This is a genomic window from Nocardioides sp. LHD-245 (assembly GCF_030929495.1).
GTDB lineage: Bacteria > Actinomycetota > Actinomycetes > Propionibacteriales > Nocardioidaceae > Nocardioides.
On sequence record NZ_JAVFWN010000001.1, the window covers coordinates 459,941 to 482,637 of the forward strand.

Annotated in this window: 21 protein-coding genes; 18 read left to right on the top strand and 3 right to left on the bottom strand. The window is 72.9% G+C overall.

The features are described 5' to 3' along the window. Positions 1-7 precede the first annotated feature (7 nt). From RB608_RS02165 to mutM, 7 genes are all read left to right on the top strand, one after another. Positions 8-2,266: an ATP-dependent DNA helicase RecG gene (locus tag RB608_RS02165; protein ID WP_308086131.1), complete on the top strand. Its 2,259-nt coding sequence runs from the start codon at positions 8-10 to the stop codon at positions 2,264-2,266. 10 nt (positions 2,267-2,276) lie between these two features. After that, positions 2,277-2,870, top strand: coding sequence for a 16S rRNA (guanine(966)-N(2))-methyltransferase RsmD (gene rsmD, locus RB608_RS02170; protein WP_308086132.1), 594 nt, complete (start codon positions 2,277-2,279; stop codon positions 2,868-2,870). Continuing rightward, positions 2,867-3,352 (top strand): pantetheine-phosphate adenylyltransferase, encoded by a 486-nt coding sequence (gene coaD, locus RB608_RS02175; protein WP_308086133.1) that lies wholly within the window; start codon positions 2,867-2,869, stop codon positions 3,350-3,352. Before rsmD ends, coaD begins: the two co-directional genes overlap by 4 nt. Before the next feature lie 99 nt (positions 3,353-3,451). Beyond that, positions 3,452-3,976 (top strand): YceD family protein, encoded by a 525-nt coding sequence (locus RB608_RS02180; protein WP_308086134.1) that lies wholly within the window; start codon positions 3,452-3,454, stop codon positions 3,974-3,976. Positions 3,977-4,018: 42 nt separating this feature from the next. Then, a complete protein-coding gene (gene rpmF / locus RB608_RS02185) occupies positions 4,019-4,204 on the top strand; it encodes a 50S ribosomal protein L32 (RefSeq protein ID WP_141006753.1) in 186 nt (61 codons plus the stop codon). Then, a complete protein-coding gene (gene rnc / locus RB608_RS02190; RefSeq protein WP_392390957.1) occupies positions 4,125-4,955 on the top strand; it encodes a ribonuclease III in 831 nt (276 codons plus the stop codon). Before rpmF ends, rnc begins: the two co-directional genes overlap by 80 nt. Before the next feature lie 16 nt (positions 4,956-4,971). Beyond that, positions 4,972-5,856 carry a bifunctional DNA-formamidopyrimidine glycosylase/DNA-(apurinic or apyrimidinic site) lyase gene (gene mutM, locus RB608_RS02195; RefSeq protein ID WP_308086136.1) on the top strand — a complete coding sequence of 295 codons (885 nt, stop codon included), beginning with the start codon at positions 4,972-4,974 and terminating at the stop codon, positions 5,854-5,856. On the opposite strand, the gene RB608_RS02200 is transcribed toward mutM, so the two are convergent. Both RB608_RS02200 and RB608_RS02205 read right to left on the bottom strand, forming a co-directional pair. Next, positions 5,768-7,072 (bottom strand): hypothetical protein, encoded by a 1,305-nt coding sequence (locus tag RB608_RS02200; protein WP_308086137.1) that lies wholly within the window; start codon positions 7,070-7,072, stop codon positions 5,768-5,770. The two genes, mutM and RB608_RS02200, sit on opposite strands and share 89 nt — an antisense overlap. Then, positions 7,069-7,719: a sigma-70 family RNA polymerase sigma factor gene (locus RB608_RS02205; RefSeq protein WP_308086138.1), complete on the bottom strand. Its 651-nt coding sequence runs from the start codon at positions 7,717-7,719 to the stop codon at positions 7,069-7,071. The genes RB608_RS02200 and RB608_RS02205 overlap by 4 nt, the downstream gene beginning before the upstream one ends. 166 nt (positions 7,720-7,885) lie before the next feature. Here RB608_RS02205 and RB608_RS02210 point away from each other — a divergent pair, with 166 nt between their 5' ends. The 10 genes from RB608_RS02210 (at position 7,886) to RB608_RS02255 (ending at position 20,708) form a co-directional block, all read left to right on the top strand. Beyond that, entirely contained in the window at positions 7,886-8,953 is a 1,068-nt protein-coding gene (locus tag RB608_RS02210) for a calcium-binding protein (RefSeq protein ID WP_308086139.1), read from the top strand. A 215-nt stretch (positions 8,954-9,168) separates the two neighbouring features. Beyond that, positions 9,169-9,363, top strand: coding sequence for a hypothetical protein (locus RB608_RS02215; protein ID WP_308086140.1), 195 nt, complete (start codon positions 9,169-9,171; stop codon positions 9,361-9,363). A gap of 149 nt (positions 9,364-9,512) precedes the next feature. Next, the gene (locus tag RB608_RS02220) at positions 9,513-10,787 is read left to right on the top strand and encodes an MFS transporter (RefSeq protein WP_308086141.1); all 1,275 of its coding nucleotides are present in this window, start codon (positions 9,513-9,515) and stop codon (positions 10,785-10,787) included. A 60-nt stretch (positions 10,788-10,847) separates the two neighbouring features. Next, the gene (gene smc, locus RB608_RS02225; protein ID WP_308086142.1) at positions 10,848-14,474 is read left to right on the top strand and encodes a chromosome segregation protein SMC; all 3,627 of its coding nucleotides are present in this window, start codon (positions 10,848-10,850) and stop codon (positions 14,472-14,474) included. Continuing rightward, entirely contained in the window at positions 14,471-14,929 is a 459-nt protein-coding gene (locus RB608_RS02230; RefSeq protein ID WP_308086143.1) for an acyl-CoA thioesterase, read from the top strand. The genes smc and RB608_RS02230 overlap by 4 nt, the downstream gene beginning before the upstream one ends. Positions 14,930-15,031: 102 nt before the next feature. Next, a complete protein-coding gene (locus RB608_RS02235; RefSeq protein ID WP_308086144.1) occupies positions 15,032-15,220 on the top strand; it encodes a hypothetical protein in 189 nt (62 codons plus the stop codon). Positions 15,221-15,309: 89 nt separating this feature from the next. Then, positions 15,310-16,476 (top strand): signal recognition particle-docking protein FtsY, encoded by a 1,167-nt coding sequence (gene ftsY / locus RB608_RS02240; RefSeq protein WP_308086145.1) that lies wholly within the window; start codon positions 15,310-15,312, stop codon positions 16,474-16,476. A 181-nt stretch (positions 16,477-16,657) separates the two neighbouring features. Beyond that, positions 16,658-17,995: an ammonium transporter gene (locus tag RB608_RS02245; protein ID WP_308086146.1), complete on the top strand. Its 1,338-nt coding sequence runs from the start codon at positions 16,658-16,660 to the stop codon at positions 17,993-17,995. Next, a complete protein-coding gene (locus RB608_RS02250) occupies positions 17,992-18,330 on the top strand; it encodes a P-II family nitrogen regulator (protein WP_308086147.1) in 339 nt (112 codons plus the stop codon). The genes RB608_RS02245 and RB608_RS02250 overlap by 4 nt, the downstream gene beginning before the upstream one ends. A 107-nt stretch (positions 18,331-18,437) precedes the next feature. Then, positions 18,438-20,708, top strand: a complete 2,271-nt coding sequence (locus RB608_RS02255) for a [protein-PII] uridylyltransferase (protein ID WP_308086148.1) — start codon at positions 18,438-18,440, stop codon at positions 20,706-20,708. On the opposite strand, the gene RB608_RS02260 is transcribed toward RB608_RS02255, so the two are convergent. Then, positions 20,686-20,967, bottom strand: a complete 282-nt coding sequence (locus RB608_RS02260) for a hypothetical protein (protein ID WP_308086149.1) — start codon at positions 20,965-20,967, stop codon at positions 20,686-20,688. The genes RB608_RS02255 and RB608_RS02260 overlap by 23 nt on opposite strands. Positions 20,968-21,048: 81 nt before the next feature. On the opposite strand from RB608_RS02260, the gene ffh reads away from it, so the two are divergent. Next, on the top strand, positions 21,049-22,626 hold the full coding sequence (gene ffh / locus RB608_RS02265; protein ID WP_308086150.1) for a signal recognition particle protein: 1,578 nt from the start codon (positions 21,049-21,051) through the stop codon (positions 22,624-22,626). Positions 22,627-22,697 lie beyond the last annotated feature (71 nt).

The following is a 22,697-nucleotide window of genomic DNA, read 5'->3' on the forward strand; positions in this document are numbered from 1 at the left end:
GGTTCTGGTGGCTATCGACTTCGCATCGTCCGTGACCGCGGTCCTGGGCGCGACCACGCCCGCCAAGCGCAAGCGGTTCGCCGAGGGACTCGGCATCGAGACCGTCGGCGACCTGCTGCGCCACTTCCCGCGCCGCTACCTCGAGACCGGGTCGCTGACCCGCATCGACAACCTGCGGATCGGGCAGCTGCTGTGCGTCGTCGGCGAGATCGCCGAGTGCGAGATCAAGACCTACAAGGACCGCCGGACCGGCCGCCCGGCGTACCGGGTCGAGGCGGTGCTGCGCACCGGCGGCCCGCGCCTGAGGATGACCTTCTTCGCCAAGAACCAGGGCACCGCCGGCTGGCAGGCGCGCCGGGTCGCCCAGGGCAACCGCGGCGTCTTCCTCGGCAAGGCCGACCGGTTCCGCGACCAGTGGCAGCTGGTCAACCCGGCGATGACGATCTTCGGCATGGGCGACGAGGCCGAGGGCGGGGGAGACGGCGTCGAGGACGTGCTCGACTTCGGGCCGCTCTTCCCGATCTACCCGCTCACCAAGGGCGTCGAGACCTGGGACATCGCCCGGGCCGTGACCTTCGCGCGCCAGGTGATGGAGCCGGTGGCCGAGCTGCTGCCCGACGCCGTCCGCGACGAGTACGACGTGCTCGGCATCCAGGACGCCTACGACTGGGTCCACCAGCCCGATGACCGCGAGCAGGTCGCGCGCGCCCACCACCGGTTCCGCTTCGAGGAGGCGCTGGTCACCCAGCTGGTGCTCGGCCGGCGCCGGCGAGCACGCCGCGCCGAGGGCGCGACCGCCCGCACCGGCGGCGACGGCGCCGTGCTGAAGGCCTTCGACGACCGGCTGCCGTTCGAGCTGACCGCCGGGCAGGTCGAGGTCGGCCACCGGATCGAGGACGACCTGGCGCAGCCGCACCCGATGAACCGGCTGCTCCAGGGCGAGGTCGGCTCCGGCAAGACGCTGGTGGCGCTGCGGGCGATGCTGCGGGTGGTCGACTCCGGTGGCCAGGCCGCGCTGCTCGCCCCGACCGAGGTGCTCGCCCAGCAGCACTACCGCTCGATCGTCACCATGCTCGGCGACCTCGCCGACGGTGGCACCATCTTCGGCACGGGGGAGGGCACCCGCGTCGAGCTGCTCACCGGATCGATGAACAAGACCCAGCGCACCGGCCCGTTGTCCCGGATCGTCACCGGCGAGGCCGGCCTCGTGATCGGCACCCACGCGCTCCTCCAGGACAACGTCCTCTTCGCCGACCTCGGCCTCGTCGTCGTCGACGAGCAGCACCGGTTCGGCGTCGAGCAGCGGGCGGCGCTCACCGACAAGGCCTCCGCGCCGCCGCACCTGCTCGTGATGACGGCGACCCCGATCCCGCGCACCGTCGCGATGACCGTCTTCGGCGACCTCGAGACCTCGACCCTGAGCGAGCTGCCGGCCGGCCGCGCGCCGATCCAGACCAATGTCGTCCCGCTGGCCGAGCAGCCGGGCTGGATCGGCCGGGTCTGGGAGCGGGTCCGCGAGGAGGTCGGCAAGGGGCACCAGGTCTACGTCGTGTGCCCGCGGATCTCCGGCGACGAGGCCGAGGCCGGCCAGGTCGACGCCGTCGACCTGGCCGATCCCGACGACGACGGCGCCGAGCAGCCGGCCCCCAAGCCGCCCGCGGCGGCCGTGGAGGAGGTCGTCGAGCGACTCGGCGGCGGTCCGCTCGCCGGGCTGCGCATCGGCCGCCTGCACGGCCGGCTGCCCGCCGACGAGAAGGACGCCACGATGCGTGCGTTCGCCGCCGGCGACCTCGACGTCCTCGTGTCGACGACGGTCATCGAGGTCGGCGTCGACGTCCACAACGCCACCACGATGGTGATCCTGGACGCCGACAGGTTCGGCATCTCCCAACTCCACCAGCTCCGCGGCCGGGTCGGCCGGGGCGGACTGCCGGGCCTGACCCTGCTGGTCACGCACACGGAGGCCGAGTCGCCCTCCCGTGAACGGCTGGAAGCGGTCGCGTCGACCACCGACGGCTTCGTGCTGAGCCGGATCGACCTGGAGATGCGGCGCGAGGGCGACGTCCTGGGCGCCTCGCAGGCAGGCGGACGCTCCAGCCTGGAGAACCTCCGCGTGCTGCGCGACGAGGACACCATCGTCGCCGCCCGGCAGGCCGCCGAGGGCCTGCTCGACGCCGACGCCGAGCTGGAGCAGGCTCCGGGGCTCGCGGACGCCGTGCGGGCCCTCGAACGCTCGCAGCTGGCCGATTTCGTCGACAAGTCATGAGGATGCCGCGATGACCCGCATCATCGCCGGGGTCGCGGGCGGCCGCCGCCTCCAGACCCCCAAGGGCGACCAGACCCGGCCCACCAGCGACCGGGTCCGCGAGGCGCTGTTCTCCGCGATCGAGGCCTGGGCCGGCTCACTGCGCGGTCTGCGCCTCCTCGACCTGTACGCCGGCTCCGGCGCGATCGGGCTGGAGGCCTGGTCGCGCGGTGCCGAGGCGGTCACGCTCGTCGAGTCCGACCGGCGCACGGCCGACCTGATCCGGGGCAACGCCCGCTCCATCGGCTGCGAGGCGGCCGAGGTGGTGGCCCGCCCCGTCGCCGCCGTCCTGGCCGAGCCGGCGCGGGTCCCCTTCGACCTGGTCTTCATGGACCCGCCCTATCCCCTCGACGAGGCGACGGTCGGGGGCGACCTCGCGCTCCTGGCCGGCCAGGGCTGGCTCGCGGCCGGTGCGCTGGTCGTCGTCGAGCGCTCGCGACGCAGCCCGGAGCCCGGCTGGCCGGCCGGTGTGCTGCCGCTCGCGGGCAAGCGCCGGCTCAGGAAGTACGGCGAGACCCACCTGTGGCTGGCCGAGGCGAGCCCCACCGATAGCCTCGCCCCATGACCCGCGCGGTGTGTCCCGGCTCCTTCGACCCGGTCACGAACGGCCATCTCGACATCTTCCGGCGGGCCTCGGCGCTCTTCGACGAGCTGGTCGTGGCGACCGGGACCAATGTCTCCAAGTCGCGGCTCTTCGACCCCGAGGAGCGGCTGGAGATGCTCCGCGAGGCCTGCGCCGACCTGCCGAACGTCACCGTGATGGGCTTCACCGGCCTGATCGTCGACTTCTGCAAGGAGATCGACGCCCAGGCCATCGTCAAGGGCCTGCGCGGCGGCAACGACTACGAGTACGAGCTGCCGATGGCCCAGATGAACGCGCACCTCAGCGGCGTCGAGACGGTCTTCATCCCGACCACCGCGAGCCTGGGCTATGTGTCGTCCAGCCTGGTCAAGGAGGTCGCCTCGCTCGGCGGCGAGGTCGCCGAGCTGGTGCCGCCCGCGGTGCACGCGCGACTCGCCCAGAAGCTCGGCCCCCGGCACGCCTGATTTGGCCCGCCCCAGGGCGCCCCACTACGATTGCTCTGATCTGTTGTGCCCGGACCTGGAAGCGAACCCCTGAACACTCTGGACCCGAGAGCGCCGCTCGTGCTCGACACTCGCGAGCTCGGCCGCCGCCCGGGGTCCCAGCGTCAGGTGTCGCGGACAGTGCCGGCACCAGCAGATCTGGGCATCGAAGTCCTCTCCGTCCCCGAGGGCGCGCCGGTCGAGCTCGACCTGCGCCTGGAGGCGGTCATGGAAGGCGTGCTCGTCACCGGGACGGCCTCGGCCGCCCTGGAGGGTGAGTGCGTACGGTGCCTGGAGCCGATCCACGACGACGTCGAGGTGACGTTCCAGGAGCTGTTCGTCTACGACGACATCCGTGACTCCGAGGGAGCCGAGGAGGACGACGAGGTCAGCATGCTCCAGGACGACCTGCTCGACCTGGAGACCGTGCTGCGGGACGCGGTGGTGCTCGCACTGCCGTTCCAGCCCTTGTGCCAGGACGACTGTCCCGGGTTGTGCACCGAATGCGGCGCGCGACTGGCGGACGAGCCGGACCACACGCACGAGGCTGCGATCGACCCGCGCTGGGCGGCGCTGACCGAGCTCAGGCAAGACCCCACGGACTGAAGAGGCGCTCGACCCGAGCGCACCCGAACCAAGGAGAAGACAGTGGCTGTTCCGAAGCGGAAGATGTCGCGCAGCAACACGCGTCACCGTCGCTCGCAGTGGAAGGCTGTCGCCCCGGTGCTGGTCACCTGCGCCAACCCGGCGTGTGGTGCCAAGCACCTCCCGCACCGCGCCTGCGGCACCTGCGGCCAGTACGGCGCGCGCGCCGACCGTCGTCAGGTCCTCTGACCCCAACCGGGCGAAGGCCAGCGGCATCACCAACTACGTCGAGCTGCGTCGGGCGCTCGGGGATCCGGTCCTGGACCCCGAGCTGCTCGAACGCGCGATGACCCATCGGTCCTACGCCTACGAGAACGGCGGCCTGCCGACCAACGAGCGGCTGGAGTTCCTCGGCGACTCGGTGCTCGGTGTCGTCGTGACCGAGACGCTCTACCTGGCTCATCCGGACCTCTCCGAGGGCCGGCTCGCCAAGCTGCGCGCAGCGGTCGTCAACGCCCGCGCGCTGGCCGGCGTCGCTCGTGACATCGGGCTCGGCGCCCACATCAAGCTCGGTCGCGGCGAGGAGGCGACCGGCGGTCGCGACAAGGCCTCGATCCTGTCCGACACGGTCGAGGCGGTCATCGGCGCGATCCACCTCAGCGGCGGCATCGACGTGTCCTCCACCGTCGTGCACCGGCTCTTCGACCCGCTCATCGAGGCGGCGTCCGCCCTGGGTGCCGGCCTGGACTGGAAGACCTCCCTCCAGGAGCTGTCCGCCGACCAGTCGCTCGGCGTCCCGGAGTACGTCATCGAGGACGACGGGCCCGACCACATGAAGACCTTCACCGCCCAGGTGCGCGTCGGCGACAAGCTCTACGGCAACGGCACCGGCCGCTCGAAGAAGGAGGCCGAGCAGGGCGCGGCCGAGACGGCGTACGGCGAGATCGCCACCGCGCTCGGCCTCGACGCCGACGGCCGCCTGCACGGCTCCGGCAGCTGATCCCGGCCCGCCCCCGATGCCCGAGCTCCCCGAGGTCGAGGTCGTCCGCGCCGGCCTCGAGCGCCACGTCGTCGGCGCCACCATCGCGGCGGTCGACGTCCTGCACGACCGTCCGGTCCGGCGCCACCCGGCCGGCGCCTCCGGCTTCGCCGCGGCGCTGATCGACCGCCGCATCGTCGGCGCCCGCCGGCGCGGCAAGTACCTCTGGCTCCCACTTGACGACGGCGACGCGATCCTGGGACATCTCGGGATGAGTGGCCAGCTCCTCGTCCAGCCGACGTCGGCCCCCGCGGAGCGGCACCTGCGGGTCCGCTTCGCACTGACCGGCACCGCGCACGGCCGCGAGCTGCGGTTCGTCGACCAGCGCATGTTCGGCGGCCTGTCCGTCTCGGCCGGCGGCGCCGACCTGCCGCCCGAGATCGCCCACATCGCCCGCGATCCGCTCGACCCCGAGTTCGACGACGCCGCGTTCGTCGCGCGCCTGCGCGCCCGCACCTCGGGCGTGAAGCGGCTGCTGCTCGACCAGGGACTGATCTCCGGCGTCGGCAACATCTACGCCGACGAGGCGCTCTGGCGCGCCCGCCTGCACGGCGAGCGTCCCGGCGACCGACTCACCCGCCGTCAGGCGGTCGAGCTGCTCGGCCACGCCCGTGACGTGATGAACGAGGCGCTGGCCCAGGGCGGCACGTCCTTCGACGCGCTCTACGTCAACGTCAACGGCGAGTCGGGCTACTTCGACCGCTCACTGCACGCCTACGGCCGCGAGGCCGAGCCCTGCGACCGGTGCGGTACGCCGATCCGCCGGGTCGCGTTCATGAACCGGTCGTCGTACTTCTGCCCGCGCTGCCAGACGGTTCCGCGCTCGGTGAGGACGACGGCGTCGAGGACGGGGTCGGCGTAGGCGTCTGCGGTGCCTTGGGCTCGCGCGGCACCCGGACCGTGACCCACCGCTTGACCGCCGTGTGGGTCGAGGTGCGCAGCACCCGGACCAGGATCCGGACCCGCCCGGTGTAGGACGACAGGTCGATGCTCGCGCCCCCCTGGTCGTCGATCTGGCGGATGCCGATCCGGACCAGCCGGCCGTCGGTCGCGCGACGGCTGACCGTGAACGCGTCGCCGGGCCCCGCGCCGAGGGTGTGGACAGAGACGACCGGGCCGGTCGCGCTCAGGGTGAGCGCTGGCTGTACCCCGATCCGGCGCTTGCGGGACTGCAGCACGCGGTCGGGCTCGTCGTCACCGTCGGTGTCGACCTCGACCCGGATCCGGAAGAAGGCGTTCTCGGCCAGGCTGCCCGTGGCGAAGGTGGCGGCACCGTCGGCGCCGGTCACCGCGGAGGCGATCTCGCTCCAGCGGCCCGCGGCCGATCGCTGGAACAGGTCGACCTGCTCGCCGACCACCGGCTCGCCGTCGTCGAGGACCAGGCCGGTGACGCTGGCCCGGCCGCCGGTGACGACCCGGCGGACGGAGGTGGTCACCGAGACGCTGGTCGGCACCGTGACCGGCGGGTCGGGGGGCGTTGTCGACGGGCCGCTGGGCGCGGTGTCGGAGGAGGTGTCACTGGTCGGGTCGGTGGTCGGGTCGGTGGCCGTGCCGGCCGACTCGGAGGCGCTCCCGCTCGGATCGGGCGCGGCCGTGTCCACGGCGTCGCCGGGCGCGGTCTCCACGGACGACTCGACCGCGGGGGAGTCCCGGTCGCCGGCGCGCGGGGAGCGGGCGGCGCTCGGGCTGCGCCGCGCGCCGGCCTGCTCGCTCGCCGACGGCTCGGGGGCGGGGCGGGCGGTGCGCGGCTCGGGGGGCGTCGCCACGGCGCGCTCCGGCGGCACCCCGACCCCCCCGAAGGCGTCGTGGGCGATGGCCTGCACGGAGTGCGGCAGGCGCTGGGTGTAGGCGGCGGCCGCGACGCCACCGGTGAGGGTCACGGCCGCCAGCAGCGCCGCGCCGCTGACGCCGATCCGGCCGATCACCCGCCCGCCGCGGACAGGGGAGCGACGGGCGCGTCGGAAGGCGGCCACGAAGCGCTCCTCGCCGGCGAGCTCCTCGAGGGTGCCGGGGGCGCGCAGCGCTCGGACCAGCGCGGATTCCTCGAACTCGTCCAGACCGTCCGGTTCCCTGCTCATCTCGTGTTCACCCCCTCGCCTCTCCGGGCCCGATGCGTGCGGGCCAGCTTCTTCAGTGCCCGGTGGACGTTGACCGCCACCGTCCCGGGCTTCTTGCCGACGATCACCGCGACCTCGGCCACCGAGAGGCCCGCCACCACCCGCAGCATCACCATCTCCGCCTGGGCCGGTGGCAGGCTGGCCACCAGGCGGACGGCCGCGTCGGTGTCGACCCGTTCCAGGGCCGCGGCCTCCGCGCTCGGCGCCGTGCCGATGTCGATGACCTCGGCCGTCGGCGTGCTCGGCCGCGCGGCCCGGGCCCGTCCGGCGTCGATGGCCCGGTGCCGCCCCAGCGTGAACACCCAGGCCCGGAACTCCGCGGGGCCGCCCGCGAACCGCGACAGGTCGCGGACGACGTGCAGCCAGGTCTCTGCGGCGATGTCCTCGGCCGTGTCACGGTCACGGACCCGCAGGTAGCGGAGCAGCGGCGGGTGGAGCAGGCGCCAGACCTCGCCGAACGCGTCCTCGTCGCCGTCGAGGGCCCGTGCCAGCGGCTCGCCGAGCGGATCGACGGTGCGCTGGGGCTCCCGCGAACTCAGGACGCCTCCTCGCTCGGTGGTCAGGGTGCGGACGGTGGGGAGCTCGGGGACGTCGCCCAGCTCGCCCACCGCCATCGATCCTGACACACCACGGTGAGCGGGCCGGATGGTCGATCCATTACACCCGGGCCCGCGTGTCCCGGGTGTCTTCCCCGGCCACGTCGGGTGTAATCCTCGGTCGCCGCGATCCGCTGTGCTGGGTGTCATGTTCGACGACAGCCAAGGAGTACGAACCATGCACGCGAATCTTCGGCGTACGGCGGGCGCGCTCGCGCTCGTGACGGGTGGTGCCCTGTGGGCCACGACCGTCGTTCCCGGGACGGCCTACGCCGCCGACCCGCCCCTGTGCAACGGCAAGGCCGTGACCATCCTCGGCACGCCCGGCGACGACGTCCTCAACGGCACCGCCGGCGACGACGTGGTGTTCCTCGACGCCGGGAACGACACCTTCAACGGCCTCGGCGGCAACGACACCGTCTGCGGTGGCGACGGCGACGACGTCATCACCACCGGTGCCGGCAACGACTGGGTCGATGCCGGGGCCGGCAACGACACCGTCAGCGTGCTCGGCGGCAACGACGCCGTCCTCGGTGGTGCGGGCAACGACACCATCACGGGCGGCGACGGCAACGACACGATCGACGGCGGCGCCGGCGACGACCGGGTCGACGCGGGAGCGGGCGACGACAAGGTGAGCGTGCTCGCCGGCAACGACGTCGTGTTCGGCGGCGACGGCGACGACACCATCACGGTGAAGGTCCCGGTGGCCGACATCCACGCGGGCGCCGGAGACGACATCGTCTACGCCACCTACCTCACCAGCACCCTGCGGATGAACGCCGGCGACGACACGGTCGTCTTCGACCGCACGTCGGGCGAGATCAAGGGCGGCAAGGGCGAGGACGCGTTCATCGTGGCCGCGCCGCAGCCCGCGACGGGCGAGCCCGCCGAGCCCGGCCTCAACACGGTCGCCACGTCGCTGATCAAGGGCGGCTCGGGCGTCGACTCCTTCAGCCTCGCTCCGCTGACCACCCCGGTTCGCATCGATGTCGCGTCCGGCCTGGCCAGCTGGGCGGGCGGCAACGCCGTCCGGCTGAAGGGCCTGCAGTCCTACAGCGGTGGTGCCGGCAACGACACCCTGCTCGGCAGTGACAAGGGCGAGACCATCAAGGGCCGGGCCGGTGACGACGTCATCCGCGGTCGCGGTGGCAACGACGTCCTCAAGGGCGGCAAGGGCGTCGACGTCGTCTACGGCGGCGCCGGGCGCGACAGCTGCACCGGCGAGGTCCGCCACAGCTGCTGAGGCGCGTCCCCAGGAACGTGCCGGGAAGGCCCGGTTCGCCGGGCCTTCCCCGTTGCGGCGATCGCGGCCTTCCCGGCACTCCGTCCGCTCCGCACCCTGTCTCCACCGGGCAGGGGAGAGGACGCCCCCGAGGTTTGACCCGGCTGCGTTGAAGTGGGACTCTTGGAGACGGCCCCCAAGGGCCGTCACCCTGTCGAACCGGAAGGCTCAACTTCATGGCCAAGGCGCTGATCGGTCACCTGAACAGCGACCTCCGCGACCCCCGTCTCGCCGTCGACAACGCTCGGCTGCGCAACCGGGTCGCTGAGCTGGAGTCCCTCGTCCTCCGCCTCTCCGAGGAGAACGACAAGCTGATGTCGGCCCGCGCGGCCGAGATCTTGACCGGCGATGCGGAGATGCAGCCGGCCTGACCAGGACTCCATGGGCGGCCGAGCGCGTCGCATATCGAGCTCGCCGCCCGGTCCTCGCTGCGCTCGGGCCGCGGAGCTGAAGGTCGCCTGGCGGCCACACCGAAAACGACTGGCCGTGGGGTCTGCCCGCGGCCTAGCGTCCTGACTTCGTGAGCAGGGTGATCGAGACAGTCGCACCGGCGCGGCTGGGACCGGGCTTCCGCGGGCTGCTGATGTCGGCCTGGGTGAGCAACCTGGGCGACGGGATCGCGCTCGCCGCCGGGCCGCTGCTGGTCGCCTCGCAGACCCGGTCCCCGGCGCTCGTCTCGATGGCGATGCTGCTCGTGGGGCTGCCTTGGCTGCTGTTCGGCCTGCTCGCGGGCGCGGTCGCCGACCGGGTCGACCGCAAGCGGATGGTCATGGTGGCCAACCTGCTCCGCATGGTCGTCCTCGGCGCGCTGTGCCTCGCCATCCTCGTTCAGGCGGTGAGCATCGCGGTGGTGCTCGCCGCGATGTTCCTGCTCGGGACGGCGGAGGTCTTCGCCGACACCGCCTACCGCACCTTCTTGCCGATGCTCGTCGACAGGGCGGATCTCGGAATCGCCAACGCGCGCCTGCAGGCCGGGTTCATCACGCTCAACCAGTTCGCGGGCGCGCCGATCGGCGCCGCCCTGTTCGCGGTCGGGATGGCGGTGCCCTTCGGCGCCCAGATCGGGTGCGGCCTGCTCGGCATCGTCCTGGTGTCCCGGATCGCGCTCCCGCCCGGCCCGGTCCGCGGCGAGGTCGACACCCATGTGGTGCGCGACATCGCCGACGGGGTGCGCTGGCTCGTCGGGCACCCGCCGGTGCGGACCCTCGCCCTGGTGATCGTCACCTTCAACATCACCTGGGCCGCGGCCTGGGCGATGCTGGTGCTGTACTCCCTCGACGTCCTGCACATGGGCCCGGTCGGCTACGGCCTGCTCACCGCGGCCTCCGCGACCGGCGGCCTCGTGGGCACCTTCCTCTACGGCTGGCTCGAGCGGCACGTCCCGCTGGCGACCCTGATGCGGGCCTGCCTGGCGTTGGAGGTGCTCATGCACCTCGGGTTCGCGCTCACCCGGGTGCCGTGGATCGCCGTCCTCATCATGTTCGGCTTCGGGGTCTACGCGTTCGTCTGGGGCACCCTGTCGCAGGCCGTCCGGCAGCGGGCCGTGCCGACGGCGTACCAGGGGCGGGTCGGCTCGGTCTACAGCGTGTCGATCTACGGCGGCACGGTGATCGGCAGCGGCCTGGGCGGCGTCATCGCCGAGCACGGCGGCGTGATGGCGCCGTTCTGGTTCGCGTTCGTCGGCTCCGGGGTCACGCTCGCCCTGGTCTGGCGCCAGCTCGGCCACATCGCGCACGCGGACGACGCCTCCCACGAGCCTCTCGGGGTGCACGGATCCGTCGACCCGGGGAGGTAGCCTGAGACGGCCGAGCTTCCCCCGCGTCGGACCCACTGACCGACCCCGAAGGGAGACTGCGTGTATCTGAAGAGCCTGACCCTCAAGGGGTTCAAGTCCTTCGCGTCCGCGACCACCCTCCAGCTCGAGCCCGGCATCACCTGCATCGTCGGTCCCAACGGCTCCGGCAAGTCCAATGTCGTCGACGCCCTGGCGTGGGTCATGGGCGAGGCGAGCGCCAAGAGCCTGCGCGGCGGCAAGATGGACGACGTCATCTTCGCCGGCACGTCCGGGCGGCCGCCGCTCGGTCGCGCCGAGGTGGTGCTGACCATCGACAACTCCGACGGCGCGCTGCCGATCGAGTACTCCGAGGTCACCATCAGCCGGACCATGTTCCGCACCGGCGGCTCCGAGTACGCCATCAACGGCACCACCTGCCGGCTGCTCGACGTGCAGGAGCTGCTCAGCGACTCCGGCATCGGCCGTGAGATGCACGTCATCGTCGGCCAGGGCCAGCTCGACCAGATCCTGCACGCGACGCCGGAGGACCGGCGCGGGTTCATCGAGGAGGCCGCGGGTGTCCTCAAGCATCGCAAGCGCAAGGAGAAGGCGCTCCGCAAGCTCGACTCCACCGAGGGCAACCTCAACCGGCTCAACGACCTGCTCAGCGAGATCCGGCGCCAGCTCAAGCCGCTGGGCCGGCAGGCCGAGGTGGCGCGGCGCGCGGCGACGGTCCAGGCCGACGTCCGCGACGCCAAGGCGCGCCTGCTGGCCGACGACCTGGTGACCGCGCGGACCTCGTTGGAGCAGGAGCTCGCCGACGAGAGCGTGCTGCTCGCCCGGCGCGCGGAGGTCGAGGGCGGCATCACGACCGCGCGCGAGCAGGAGGCGACGCTGGAGGCCGCGCTGCGCGAGGACCTGCCGGCGCTCTCCGCCGCCCAGGAGACCCTCTCCTCGCTGACCGCCCTGCGTGAGCGCTTCCGGGGCACCCAGAGCCTGGCCGCCGAGCGGGTGCGCAACGCCGCCGGGGCGGAGGCCGACGGCGACCCGGCCGGCTCCGGTCGCGACCCCGACGAGATCGAGGCCGAGGCGGAGCGGCTGGCCGCCCAGGAGGCCCAGATCGCCGGGCAGGTCGCCGAGCAGCAGACCGCGCTCGAGCGCGCCGTCGCCACCCGCCGCGCCGCCGAGGAGGCCGCGGCCGCCGAGGAGCGCCGGGTCGCCGGCCTGCTGCGCGCCGCGGCCGACCGTCGCGAGGGGCTGGCCCGCCTGCACGGCCAGGTCAACACGCTGCGCTCGCGGGCCAGCGCCGCGGAGGAGGAGATCGGCCGCCTCGAGGCCGCCCGCGCCGACGCCACGGCCCGTGCCGAGCGCTCCCAGCGTGACTTCACCGCCCTCGAGACCAGGGTCGCCGGGCTCGACGCCGGCGAGGAGGGCCTCGACGCCGAGCACGAGGCGGCCGTGGCCGCGCTCGACGATCTCGACGAGCGGCTCACCAAGGTCCGCGCCGAGGCCCAGCAGGCCGACCGTGACAAGGCCGGCCTCAGTGCCCGCAAGGAGGCCCTCGAGCTGGGCCTGGCCCGCAAGGACGGCGCCGGCGCGCTGCTCGCCGCCTCCGACACGATCTCCGGCCTGCTCGGCTCCGTCGCGGCCCTGGTCGCCGTGCGAGCCGGCTACGAAGGCGCCGTGGCCGCGGCGCTCGGTGCCGCCGCCGACGCCGTCGCCGTCACGGACGCCGCCACCGCGGTCGCCGTCATCGACCATCTCAAGGCCGACGACCTCGGCCGGGCCGGGCTGCTGCTCGGCGGGGGAGAGGCCGAGACCACGGCCGCGTGGCCCGCGCTGCCCCCCGGCACGTCGTACGCCGTCGACGTGGTCGAGTGCCCCGCCCAGGTCCGGCCCTCCCTCAACCGGCTGCTGCGCAAGATCGCGGTCGTCGACGACCTCGAGGCCGCCCGTGCGCTCGTCGCCGACCTGGCCGACGTCGTCGCGGTCACCCGCGACGGCGACCTGCTCGGCGCCCACTTCGCCTCCGGCGGCTCCCACGCCACCCAGAGCCTGATCGAGATCCAGGCCGCCGTCGACGAGGCCACGGAGTCGCTGGCCGAGGCCGTCGCGTCGTCCGAGCGGCTGGGCTTCGACCTCGCCCGGCTCGAGAGCGAGCGCGACGAGGCCCGTCAGCGTGCCGACGTCGCCCTCGCCCGGCTGCACGAGTCCGACGCCACTCTCGCGGCGGTCGCCGAGGAGCTGGGCCAGCACGGATCGCTGGCTCGCGCCGCCCGCGCCGAGGCCGAGCGGATGACCGAGGCGATCGCCCAGGCCGAGACCTCGCGCGAGCAGGCCCTGGTCGGCCTCGCCGAGCTCGAGCAGCGGCTGGCGAGCGCCGAGGAGGACACCGAGGAGGAGCCGGACACCACCGAGCAGGAGCGCCTGGTGGAGGCGACCCGGACCGCTCGACAGACCGAGATGGAGTCCCGGCTGGCCCTGCGGACCTCCGAGGAGCGCGCCCGTGCCCTCCACGGCCGGGTCGACCAGATGCGCAAGGCGGCCGAGGCGGAGCGCCAGGCCCGGGCACGCGCCGCCGAGCGCCGCGCCCGGCTGATCGCCGAGGGACGTGCCGGCCAGGCGGTCGCCACCGCGGTGGGCTACGTGCTCGCCCGGCTCGAGACGTCCGTCGAGGAGGCCACCCGGCGCCGACAGTCCGTCGAGGACTCCCGCCGCGGCCGCGAGCAGGAGCTGATGTCCGTCCGGCAGGCACTGCGCGACCTCGACCGGGAGCACCAGGAGCTGGTCTCCTCCGTGCACCGTGACGAGATGGCCCGCGCCCAGCAGCGGATGCGCATCGAGCAGATCGAGACCAAGGCGCTCGAGGAGCTCGGTCTCGAGCCCGCGGGGCTGGTCGCCGACTACGGCCCCGACCAGCCGGTGCCCGTCCTCGAGCCTCCCGCCGACCAGGCCCCGGGCGATGGGGTCGATGGCGGTGACGGCGGCGACGGCGCTACCGGCGAGAGCGGTGACGTCGAGCCCGCGCCGCGGACCGTGCCCTATGTCCGCGAGGAGCAGGCCAAGCGGCTGCGGAGCGCCGAGAAGGCCCTGGGCATGCTCGGCCGGGTCAACCCGCTGGCGCTCGAGGAGTTCACCGCGATGGAGGAGCGGCACCAGTTCCTCTCCGAGCAGCTCGAGGACCTGCGGGCCACCCGCAAGGACCTCCTCGACATCGTCAAGGACGTCGACGTCAAGGTCGAGCAGGTCTTCACCGAGGCGTACGCCGACGTCACGGCGGCCTTCGACCAGACTTTCGCGCGGCTGTTCCCGGGCGGCGAGGGCCGGCTGGTCCTGACCGACCCCTCCGACATGCTGACGACCGGCATCGAGGTCGAGGCCCGCCCGCCCGGCAAGAAGGTCAAGCGCCTCTCCCTGCTCTCGGGTGGTGAGCGGTCACTCGTCGCGGTCGCCTTCCTGGTCGCGCTGTTCAAGGCCCGGCCCTCGCCGTTCTACATCCTCGACGAGGTCGAGGCCGCCCTCGACGACACCAACCTCGGGCGGCTGCTGGAGATCTACGAGGAGCTGCGCGAGAACTCCCAGCTGCTCGTGATCACCCACCAGAAGCGGACCATGGAGGTCGGCGACGCGCTCTACGGCGTCACGATGCGCGGCGACGGGGTCTCGGCGGTGATCAGCCAGCGGCTGCGCGACGACGAGTCGGCATGAGCACCCCCGACCGCACCCGCCCCGACCGGTCGTCGTACCTCGCCTGGCGGACGGCCACCACCCGCTGGTCCGACGACGACGTCTACGGGCACCTCAACAACGCCCGCTACTTCGACCTGATCGACACCGCGGTCAACGCCCACCTGCACGAGGCGACCGGCACCGACATCCGCAGGCTCCCGGCGATCGGCCTGGTCGCCGAGGTGTCCTGTCGCTACTTCGCCGAGATGGGCTATCCCCGCCCGATCGACCTCGGTCTCGCGGTCGAGCGGCTCGGCACGTCGTCGGTCGTCTACCGGATCGGGCTCTTCCAGGGCGACCCCGACGGCGCGGGCGCGCTCGCGTCCGCCGAGGGCCGCTTCGTCCACGTGTACGTCGACGCCACCGATCCGGCGCGCCCCTCGACCCCGATCCCCGCCGTCATCCGCGCGGCCGTCGAGCCCCTGCTGGGGTGACCTCCGCCGCTCCTCCCGCGCCCGGCGGGGAGCAGGCGGCCGCTCCCTTGGACCGGGGGTGCAGGATGGGACACAGAGCGATCCCTACTCGGAGGAGTCGAAGTGCTGTTCGTCGGCCTCGCGGTCGTGCTGAGCCTCGTGGTCTCGGCAGCCGTGGCCCTCTACGTGGCTTATCCGCACCGCGGCGAGAAGATGCCCGTCGTCCCGTGGCTGGGTGACGCGATGGGCCGGGCCGTCGAGGCCGCGCCGGTCCTGGAGGACGACGAGCGGGACCTGCAGCGCCTCCGCTGAGCCCCGTCACCCGCGATGGCGGGTGGCCGCGCAGGGCGCCACGCCGCACCCGTTGCGGCCGGCGCCGGGCGGCGTGATGGGATGAGCGCATGCAGGAGTGGCTCTACCTCGTCATCGGGATCGCCGTCGTCGGCGTCCTCGCGATCGCCGGCCTCGTCGGGACCCGGACCCGGCGCGGGTCGAGCACGCCCGACTCGACCACCGACGTCATCGCCCCGCCGGCCGCGACGCCGGCCACCGATGACGCCGCCGACGCCGCCGACGCGGTCGGCGCGCCGACCGCCGAGGCCCCCGCGGTCGAGGTCCCTGCCGAGCCGATCGCGCCGAGCCTGGAGACCCCGGAGAAGCCGGCCTCGCGGCTGGTCCGGCTCCGGCAGCGGCTCGCCGGCTCCAACGCGCTGGGCCGGGGTCTGCTCGGCCTGCTCAGCCGCGAGAAGCTGGACGAGGACACGTGGGAGGCCATCGAGGACCTGCTCCTCGCCGCCGACATCGGTGTCGCGCCCACCCAGGAGCTCGTGGAGCGGCTGCGTGCGAGGCTGCGGGTCGAGGGCGGTCAGACGGCCGACGTACGCACGGTGCTGCGCGAGGAGCTGATCAACCTCGTCGACCCCACCATGGACCGTGCGCTCAAGGTGAGCGGCGAGGGCGACGCACCGGGCGTGGTGCTGGTCGTCGGCGTCAACGGCACCGGCAAGACCACCACGGTCGGCAAGCTGGCTCGGATCCTGGTCGCCGACGACCGTACGGCGCTCCTCGCCGCCGCCGACACCTTCCGGGCCGCGGCGACCGAGCAACTCGCCACGTGGGGCGAGCGGGTCGGCGTCGAGGTCGTCCGCGGCCCCGAGGGCGGCGACCCCGCCAGCGTCGCCTTCGACGCGGTCAAGGAGGGCGTCGACCGCGGGGTCGACACCGTCGTGGTCGACACCGCCGGTCGGCTGCAGAACAAGCAGGGCCTGATGGACGAGCTCGGCAAGGTCAAGCGGGTCATCGAGAAGCAGTCGCCCGTCACCGAGGTGCTGCTCGTCCTCGACGCGACCACCGGCCAGAACGGCCTGATCCAGGCCAAGGTCTTCTCCGAGGTCGTCGACGTGACCGGCATCGTGCTCACCAAGCTCGACGGCTCCGCCAAGGGCGGCATCGTGATCGCCGTGCAGCGCCAGCTCGGCGTACCCGTCAAGCTGGTCGGCCTGGGGGAGGGCCCCGACGACCTCGCGCCGTTCGACGCGGCGGCGTTCGTCGACGCGCTCCTCGGCTGATCGCGTCGTCGTACCCGGCATTCGGGTCGGGTCTCGGGCACGGACGCGACCCGAATGCCGGGTACGACGGGCAGCCCGGCTCCGTGGGCGCTCGCCGCCCCGTCCCGGCCGCTCCTCGCACGTAACCGGCCCGAAACACGCCACGACACGTTCCGAAACGTTCGCAGCCGATGGTTCGGGCATGGAAAACGGCTACTACACCTGGATGCTGGTGTCGGCCTCGCTCGTCCTGCTGATGACCGCCCCGGGCCTCGCGCTCTTCTACGGCGGCATGAGCCGGACCAAGTCGGTGCTCAACATGATGATGATGTCCTTCAGCGCCCTCGGCGTGGTGGGCATCGTGTACGCCCTGTGGGGTTGGTCGATGTCGTACAGCACGACCTTCGCCACCGCTGACGGCGCGACGGGCAAGGAGATCGGCAAGCTCTTCTCCAACCCGTTCACGCAGTTCGGGCTCGAGAGCACGGATCCCGCGAACTACGTGTTCGTCGCCTTCCAGCTGACCTTCGCGGTGATCACCGCCGCGTTGATCAGTGGTGCGGTGGCGGACCGGATGAAGTTCTCCGCGTGGCTGGTGTTCCTGCCGATCTGGGTGACCCTCTCGTACTTCCCGCTCGCGCACATGGTGTGGGGCGGCGGCTTCCTCAGCGGCGTCGAGAACGGCCTCGCCGACCTGCTCTTCGCCGGGGAAGGCGGTGCCGCCGTCGCGCCGATCGACTACGCCGGCGGCACCGTGGTCCACATCAACGCCGGTGTCGCGGGCCTGGTCCTCGCGCTCCTGCTCGGCCGACGGCTCGGCTTCGGCAAGGAGCCGATGAAGCCGCACAACCTGACCCTGACCATGATCGGCGCCGGCCTGCTCTGGTTCGGCTGGTTCGGCTTCAACGTCGGCTCGATCGTCAACCTCGACGCCTACACGACCGAGACCGGACTGGTCTGGCTCAACACGACGCTGGCCACCTGCGCGGCGATGATGGGCTGGCTGCTCGTGGAGAAGCTCCGCGACGGCCACGCGACCTCCCTCGGCGCCGCGTCCGGCGTCGTCGCCGGCCTGGTCGCGATCACCCCGGCCTGCGGCAACCTGGTGCCCTGGAGCGCGATCGTGCTCGGACTCGTCGCCGGTGGCGTCTGCGCCCTGGCGGTCGGCCTGAAGTACCGGTTCGGGTTCGACGACTCGCTCGACGTCGTGGGCGTCCACCTCGTCGGCGGCCTGGTCGGCACCATCGGCGTCGGCTTCCTCGCCGCCGACGAGGGTGGTCTGCTCACCGGCGGTGGTGCGAAGCAGCTCGTCGTCCAGATCGCGGTCGCGCTGTTCGCGATGATCTGGTCGGGCGTCGCGACGTTGATCGTCGCCCTGCTGGTCAGGGCGGTCGTGGGACTGCGCCTTCCGGAGGAGGACGAGGTCGACGGGATCGACTTCGCCGAGCACGGCGAGGCGGCCTACGATCTCACCACCGGCGGCGCCGCTCGTCGTACCTCGCTCCTGAGCACGTCCACCCCTTCGGAGGTAAGCGCATGAAGCTGGTCACCGCGGTCATCAAGCCGCACAAATGGGAGGACGTCCGGGAGGCGCTCGAGGCGTTCGGCGTCACCGGCATGACGGTCAGCGAGGTCAGCGGCTACGGCCGGCAGAAGGGCCACACCGAGGTCTACCGGGGCGCGGAGTACGACATCGCGCTGGTCCCGAAGATCCGGATCGAGATCGTCGTCGACGACGCCGACGCGGCCGACACCGTCGGCATCATCACCAAGACGGCCCACACCGGCCGGATCGGCGACGGCAAGGTCTGGGTGAGCCCGGTCGAGTCGGTGGTGCGGGTCCGCACCGGCGACACGGACGCGGCCGCGCTCTGAGTGTCGACCGCGCACCAACCGATTTCGTTCCCAGATCGGTCAGATGACGACGAATTCGGTTGGTGCGTGGCAAGCGGGCCCGCCCCGCGCCGACGGGGCGGGCGAGCATGACCGCTGCTGACCGCGCTGGGCGGACGGAGGTCGCCGACTCCCTCTGCCGCGGCGCGTACGCCGGCGCGGCGGGCCCCGACGCGGGGGTGGCCCTGGTGGCGGTCGGCGGCTACGGACGGGGCGAGCTGGCGCCGTACTCCGACCTCGACGTGGTCCTCGTGGCCGACGAGGGCGTCGACGAGGAGCGGTGGACCGCGCTGGCCGGTCAGGTCTGGTACCCGTTGTGGGACTCCGGCGCGAGGCTCGATCACGCCGTCCGCACCCTGCCGGAGATGCTCACGGCCGCGGAGGGCGATGTCCGGGTGGCGTCGGGCCTGCTCGACGTGCGCCACGTCGCGGGGGACCACAGCGTCGCCCTGCGGCTGCGCACGACGACGCTGGCCCACTGGCGGCGCCAGGCTCGGCAGCGGCTGCCCGAGCTGCGCGAGCTGGTCCGCGGCCGGCACCGCCTCGTCGGCGAGCTGGCGCACCTCTCACTGCCTGATGTCAAGGAGGCCGAGGGCGGCCTGCGCGACGCGACCGTGCTCAAGAGCCTCACCGCCACCTGGCTGGTGGATGTGCCCGCGGCCGACCTGGAGCGTTGTCGTCAGCAGCTCCTCGACGTGCGCGACCTGCTCCACGAGGCCGCCGGCCGCGCGAGCGACCGGATCGCGCCCGAGCACTGGGCACCGCTCGCCGAGGGGCTCGGGCTGCCGGACGAGGTCGCGGCCCAGCGCTACGTGCGCGAGGTCGGCCGTCGGGTGACCCACCTGTCGCGGCTGGCCTGGCGCCGTACCGACGACGTGCTGCGGCAGCCCCGGGCGGGCCGGCCGCGCCGGCCCGAGCTGGAGCGGGTCGCCCCGGGCGTCGCGATGTCCCGCGGCGAGATCGTCCTCGACCGCGGCGCGCGGCCCGCCCAGGACCCGACGCTGCTGCTGCGGGCCGCCGCCGAGGCCGCGGAGCGAGATGTCGTGCTGGCCCCGCCGACGGCGGCACGGCTGGTCCGGGAGTGTCCTCCGCTGCCCGAGCCCTGGCCCGAGGAGGCGCGCCGGCAGCTGGTCCGGCTGCTCGCGGCCGGGCCCGGCCTGCTGCCGGTGTGGGAGACCCTGGAGGAGACCGGGGCCCTGGTGCGGATCCTGCCCGAGTGGGAGCGGATCCGGCTGCTGCCGCACGCCTCGCCGATCCACCGCTTCACCGTCGACCGACACGTCGTGGAGACCTGTGTCGAGGCGTCCGCCCTGATCCGCGACGTGGCACGGCCCGACGTCCTGGTCGTGGCCGCGCTGCTGCACGACATCGGGAAGGGGGACCTGACCGAGCACAGCGTCGCCGGCGAGCCGCTCGCCCGTGGTATCGCCACGCGGATGGGGTTCGCCGCGGACGAGAGCGACCTGATCGCCCTCCTGGTGCGTCGGCACCTCCTCCTCGCGGACATCGCCACCACCCGCGACCCCGACGACCCCGCCACGATCGACGCCCTGCTCGAGCACGTCGGCAGCCTGGAGGCCCTGGCACTGCTGACCGCGCTGGCGGAGGCCGACGCCAAGGCGGCCTCACCCAAGGCATGGTCCTCGTGGCGGGCCGGCCTGGTCCTCGACCTGTCCCGGCGGGCGCGAGCCGCGCTCGAGCAGGGGAGCGCGCCGCCGGCGTTCACCGTCGAGGAGATCCCGATCCCGGTCGGCGTCGTCGCCGGCGAGATCTCGATCGTGGTGGAGGGTGAGGCCCGTGGGGAGCGAAGCGACCGACATGCGCCGGTCCCCGACGGCTCACGGGTCACCGTCGTGGCGCTCGACCGGGTCGGCCTGCTCGCCGACGTGGCCGCCGTGTTCGCGCTGCGCCGGGTCGCGGTACGTGCGGCCCGGCTGTGGGCGCAGGGAGACGTCGCGGTCTCGGTCTGGGACGTCGCCGAGGCCGGCCTCGACCCGCGTGCCCTGGGCGACCAGCTGGACGCGATCACCTCGCGCCGGGTGGATCCGGCTGCTCGGCTGGCGGTGCGGCACGTGGCCGGGGAACTGGACCCGGCGGTCGTCGTACGGCCGGAGGCGAGTGATCACGCGACGGTGATCGAGGTCCGGGCCGCCGACCGCCCCGGCGTCGTGTACGTCGTCAGCGCGGCACTGGCAGCGCTCGACATGACCGTGCGCTCGGCGCACATCTCGACGCTGGGGCCGCAGGCCGTGGACGTGTTCTACGTCCAGGAGGTCGCGGCCGGGGCGCTTTCGGAGACGCGGGCGGCCGAGGCCGCCCACGCCGTCCGGAAGGCGATCAGCGCGTCCTCCGCACCCTGACCACGCCGCTGGCCAGGTCGACGCGGACGGGCCGGTCGTCGTCGTGCGGGTCGGGCGTCACCGTGCCCTGGTTGTCGTGGGACCTCAGGTCGCGGTCGGCCCGGGCCCGCGCCGGGTCGAAGACGTCGATGAAGCTCCCCAGGCCGTCGGCCATGCCGCCACTGGTCGGCGCGCCCTGGCGCAGGGTGCGGTGGCCGGCGAGCACGACGAGCACCAGGAGTGCGAGTCCTGCGCCCGCGAACACCGCGATCGTCGTCATCCGGACAGCATAGGCAGAGCACCGGCGGCTACGATCGGTGTTCGATCTTCCACCGACGACTCCGACGAGGACGCAACGCTCTTGTTCGCCACACTTTCCGATCGCCTCACCGCGACCTTCAAGAACCTGCGCGGCAAGGGACGGCTCTCCGAGGCCGACATCGACGCGACCGCCCGCGAGATCCGGATCGCCCTTCTCGAGGCGGACGTGGCTCTGCCGGTCGTCAAGGAGTTCGTCGCCGCGATCAAGGAGCGCGCCCGCGGCGAGGAGGTCAGCGGTGCGCTGAACCCCGCCCAGCAGGTCGTCAAGATCGTCAACGAGGAGCTCGTCGAGATCCTCGGCGGCGAGACCCGGCGGCTGCGCTACGCCAAGTCGGGACCGACCGTCGTCATGCTGGCGGGCCTGCAGGGTGCCGGCAAGACCACGCTCGCGGCCAAGCTCGCGCTCTGGTTCAAGGACCAGGGCAAGACCCCGATGCTCGTGGCGTGCGACCTCCAGCGTCCCAACGCCGTCCAGCAGCTGCAGGTCAACGGCGAGAAGGTCGGCGTCCCGGTCTACGCGCCCGAGCCCGGCAACGGAGTCGGCGACCCGGTCTCCGTCGCGAAGGCCTCCATCGAGGAGGCCAAGCGCAAGCTGCACGACGTCGTGATCGTCGACACCGCCGGCCGCCTCGGCGTCGACGCCGAGATGATGGCCCAGGCCGCCGGCATCCGCGACGCCGTCCAGCCCGACGAGGTGCTCTTCGTCGTCGACGCGATGATCGGTCAGGACGCGCTCGTGACCGCGCAGGCCTTCCTCGACGGGGTCGGCTACGACGGCGTCGTCCTCACCAAGCTCGACGGCGACGCCCGCGGCGGCGCCGCGCTGTCGATCCGCCAGGTCACCGGCAAGCCGGTCATGTTCGCCTCCTCCGGCGAGAAGATGACCGACTTCGACGTCTTCCACCCCGACCGGATGGCCTCGCGCATCCTCGACATGGGCGACGTCCTCACCCTGATCGAGCAGGCGGAGAAGGCCTTCGACCAGGAGGAGGCGCTCAAGGCGGCCGAGAAGCTGTCGGGCGGCGACTTCACGCTCGACGACTTCCTGTCGCAGATGCAGCAGCTCAAGAAGCTCGGCTCGATGCAGAAGATCCTCGGGATGCTGCCCGGCATGGGCCAGATCCGCGAGCAGCTCGAGAACTTCGACGACCGCGAGATCGACCGGGTCGAGGCGGTCATCCGCTCGATGACCCCCGCCGAGCGCGCCAACCCCAAGCTCATCGACGGCTCCCGCCGAGCCCGCATCGCCAAGGGCTCGGGCCGCACCGTCTCCGATGTCAACCAGCTCGTCGACCGCTTCTTCGAGGCGCGCAAGATGATGATGCAGATGGCGCGGGGCGGGGGGATGCCCGGGATGCCGGGCATGCCGGGGATGCCCGGCGCGGGTGGCCCCGGCGGCGGCAAGCGGGTCAGCGCCAAGCAGAAGGCGAAGCAGGCCAAGGGCAAGGGCGCCCGCCGTTCCGGCAACCCGGCCAAGGCGGCCCAGGATGCCGCTGCCGCGAAGGCGAAGGCCGACGAGGCCAAGCCGAACCCGTTCGGTATCGGCCAGGACATCGACTACGAGGCGGCTGCCGAGAACCTGCAGCTGCCGAAGGACTTCTCCAAGTTCCTCAAGTAGTCAACTGGACTTGTCGGTATTGCGGTTGGGGACCAAACCGCAGGATTTCCGGGTCCAGGCATGCAGTCTCT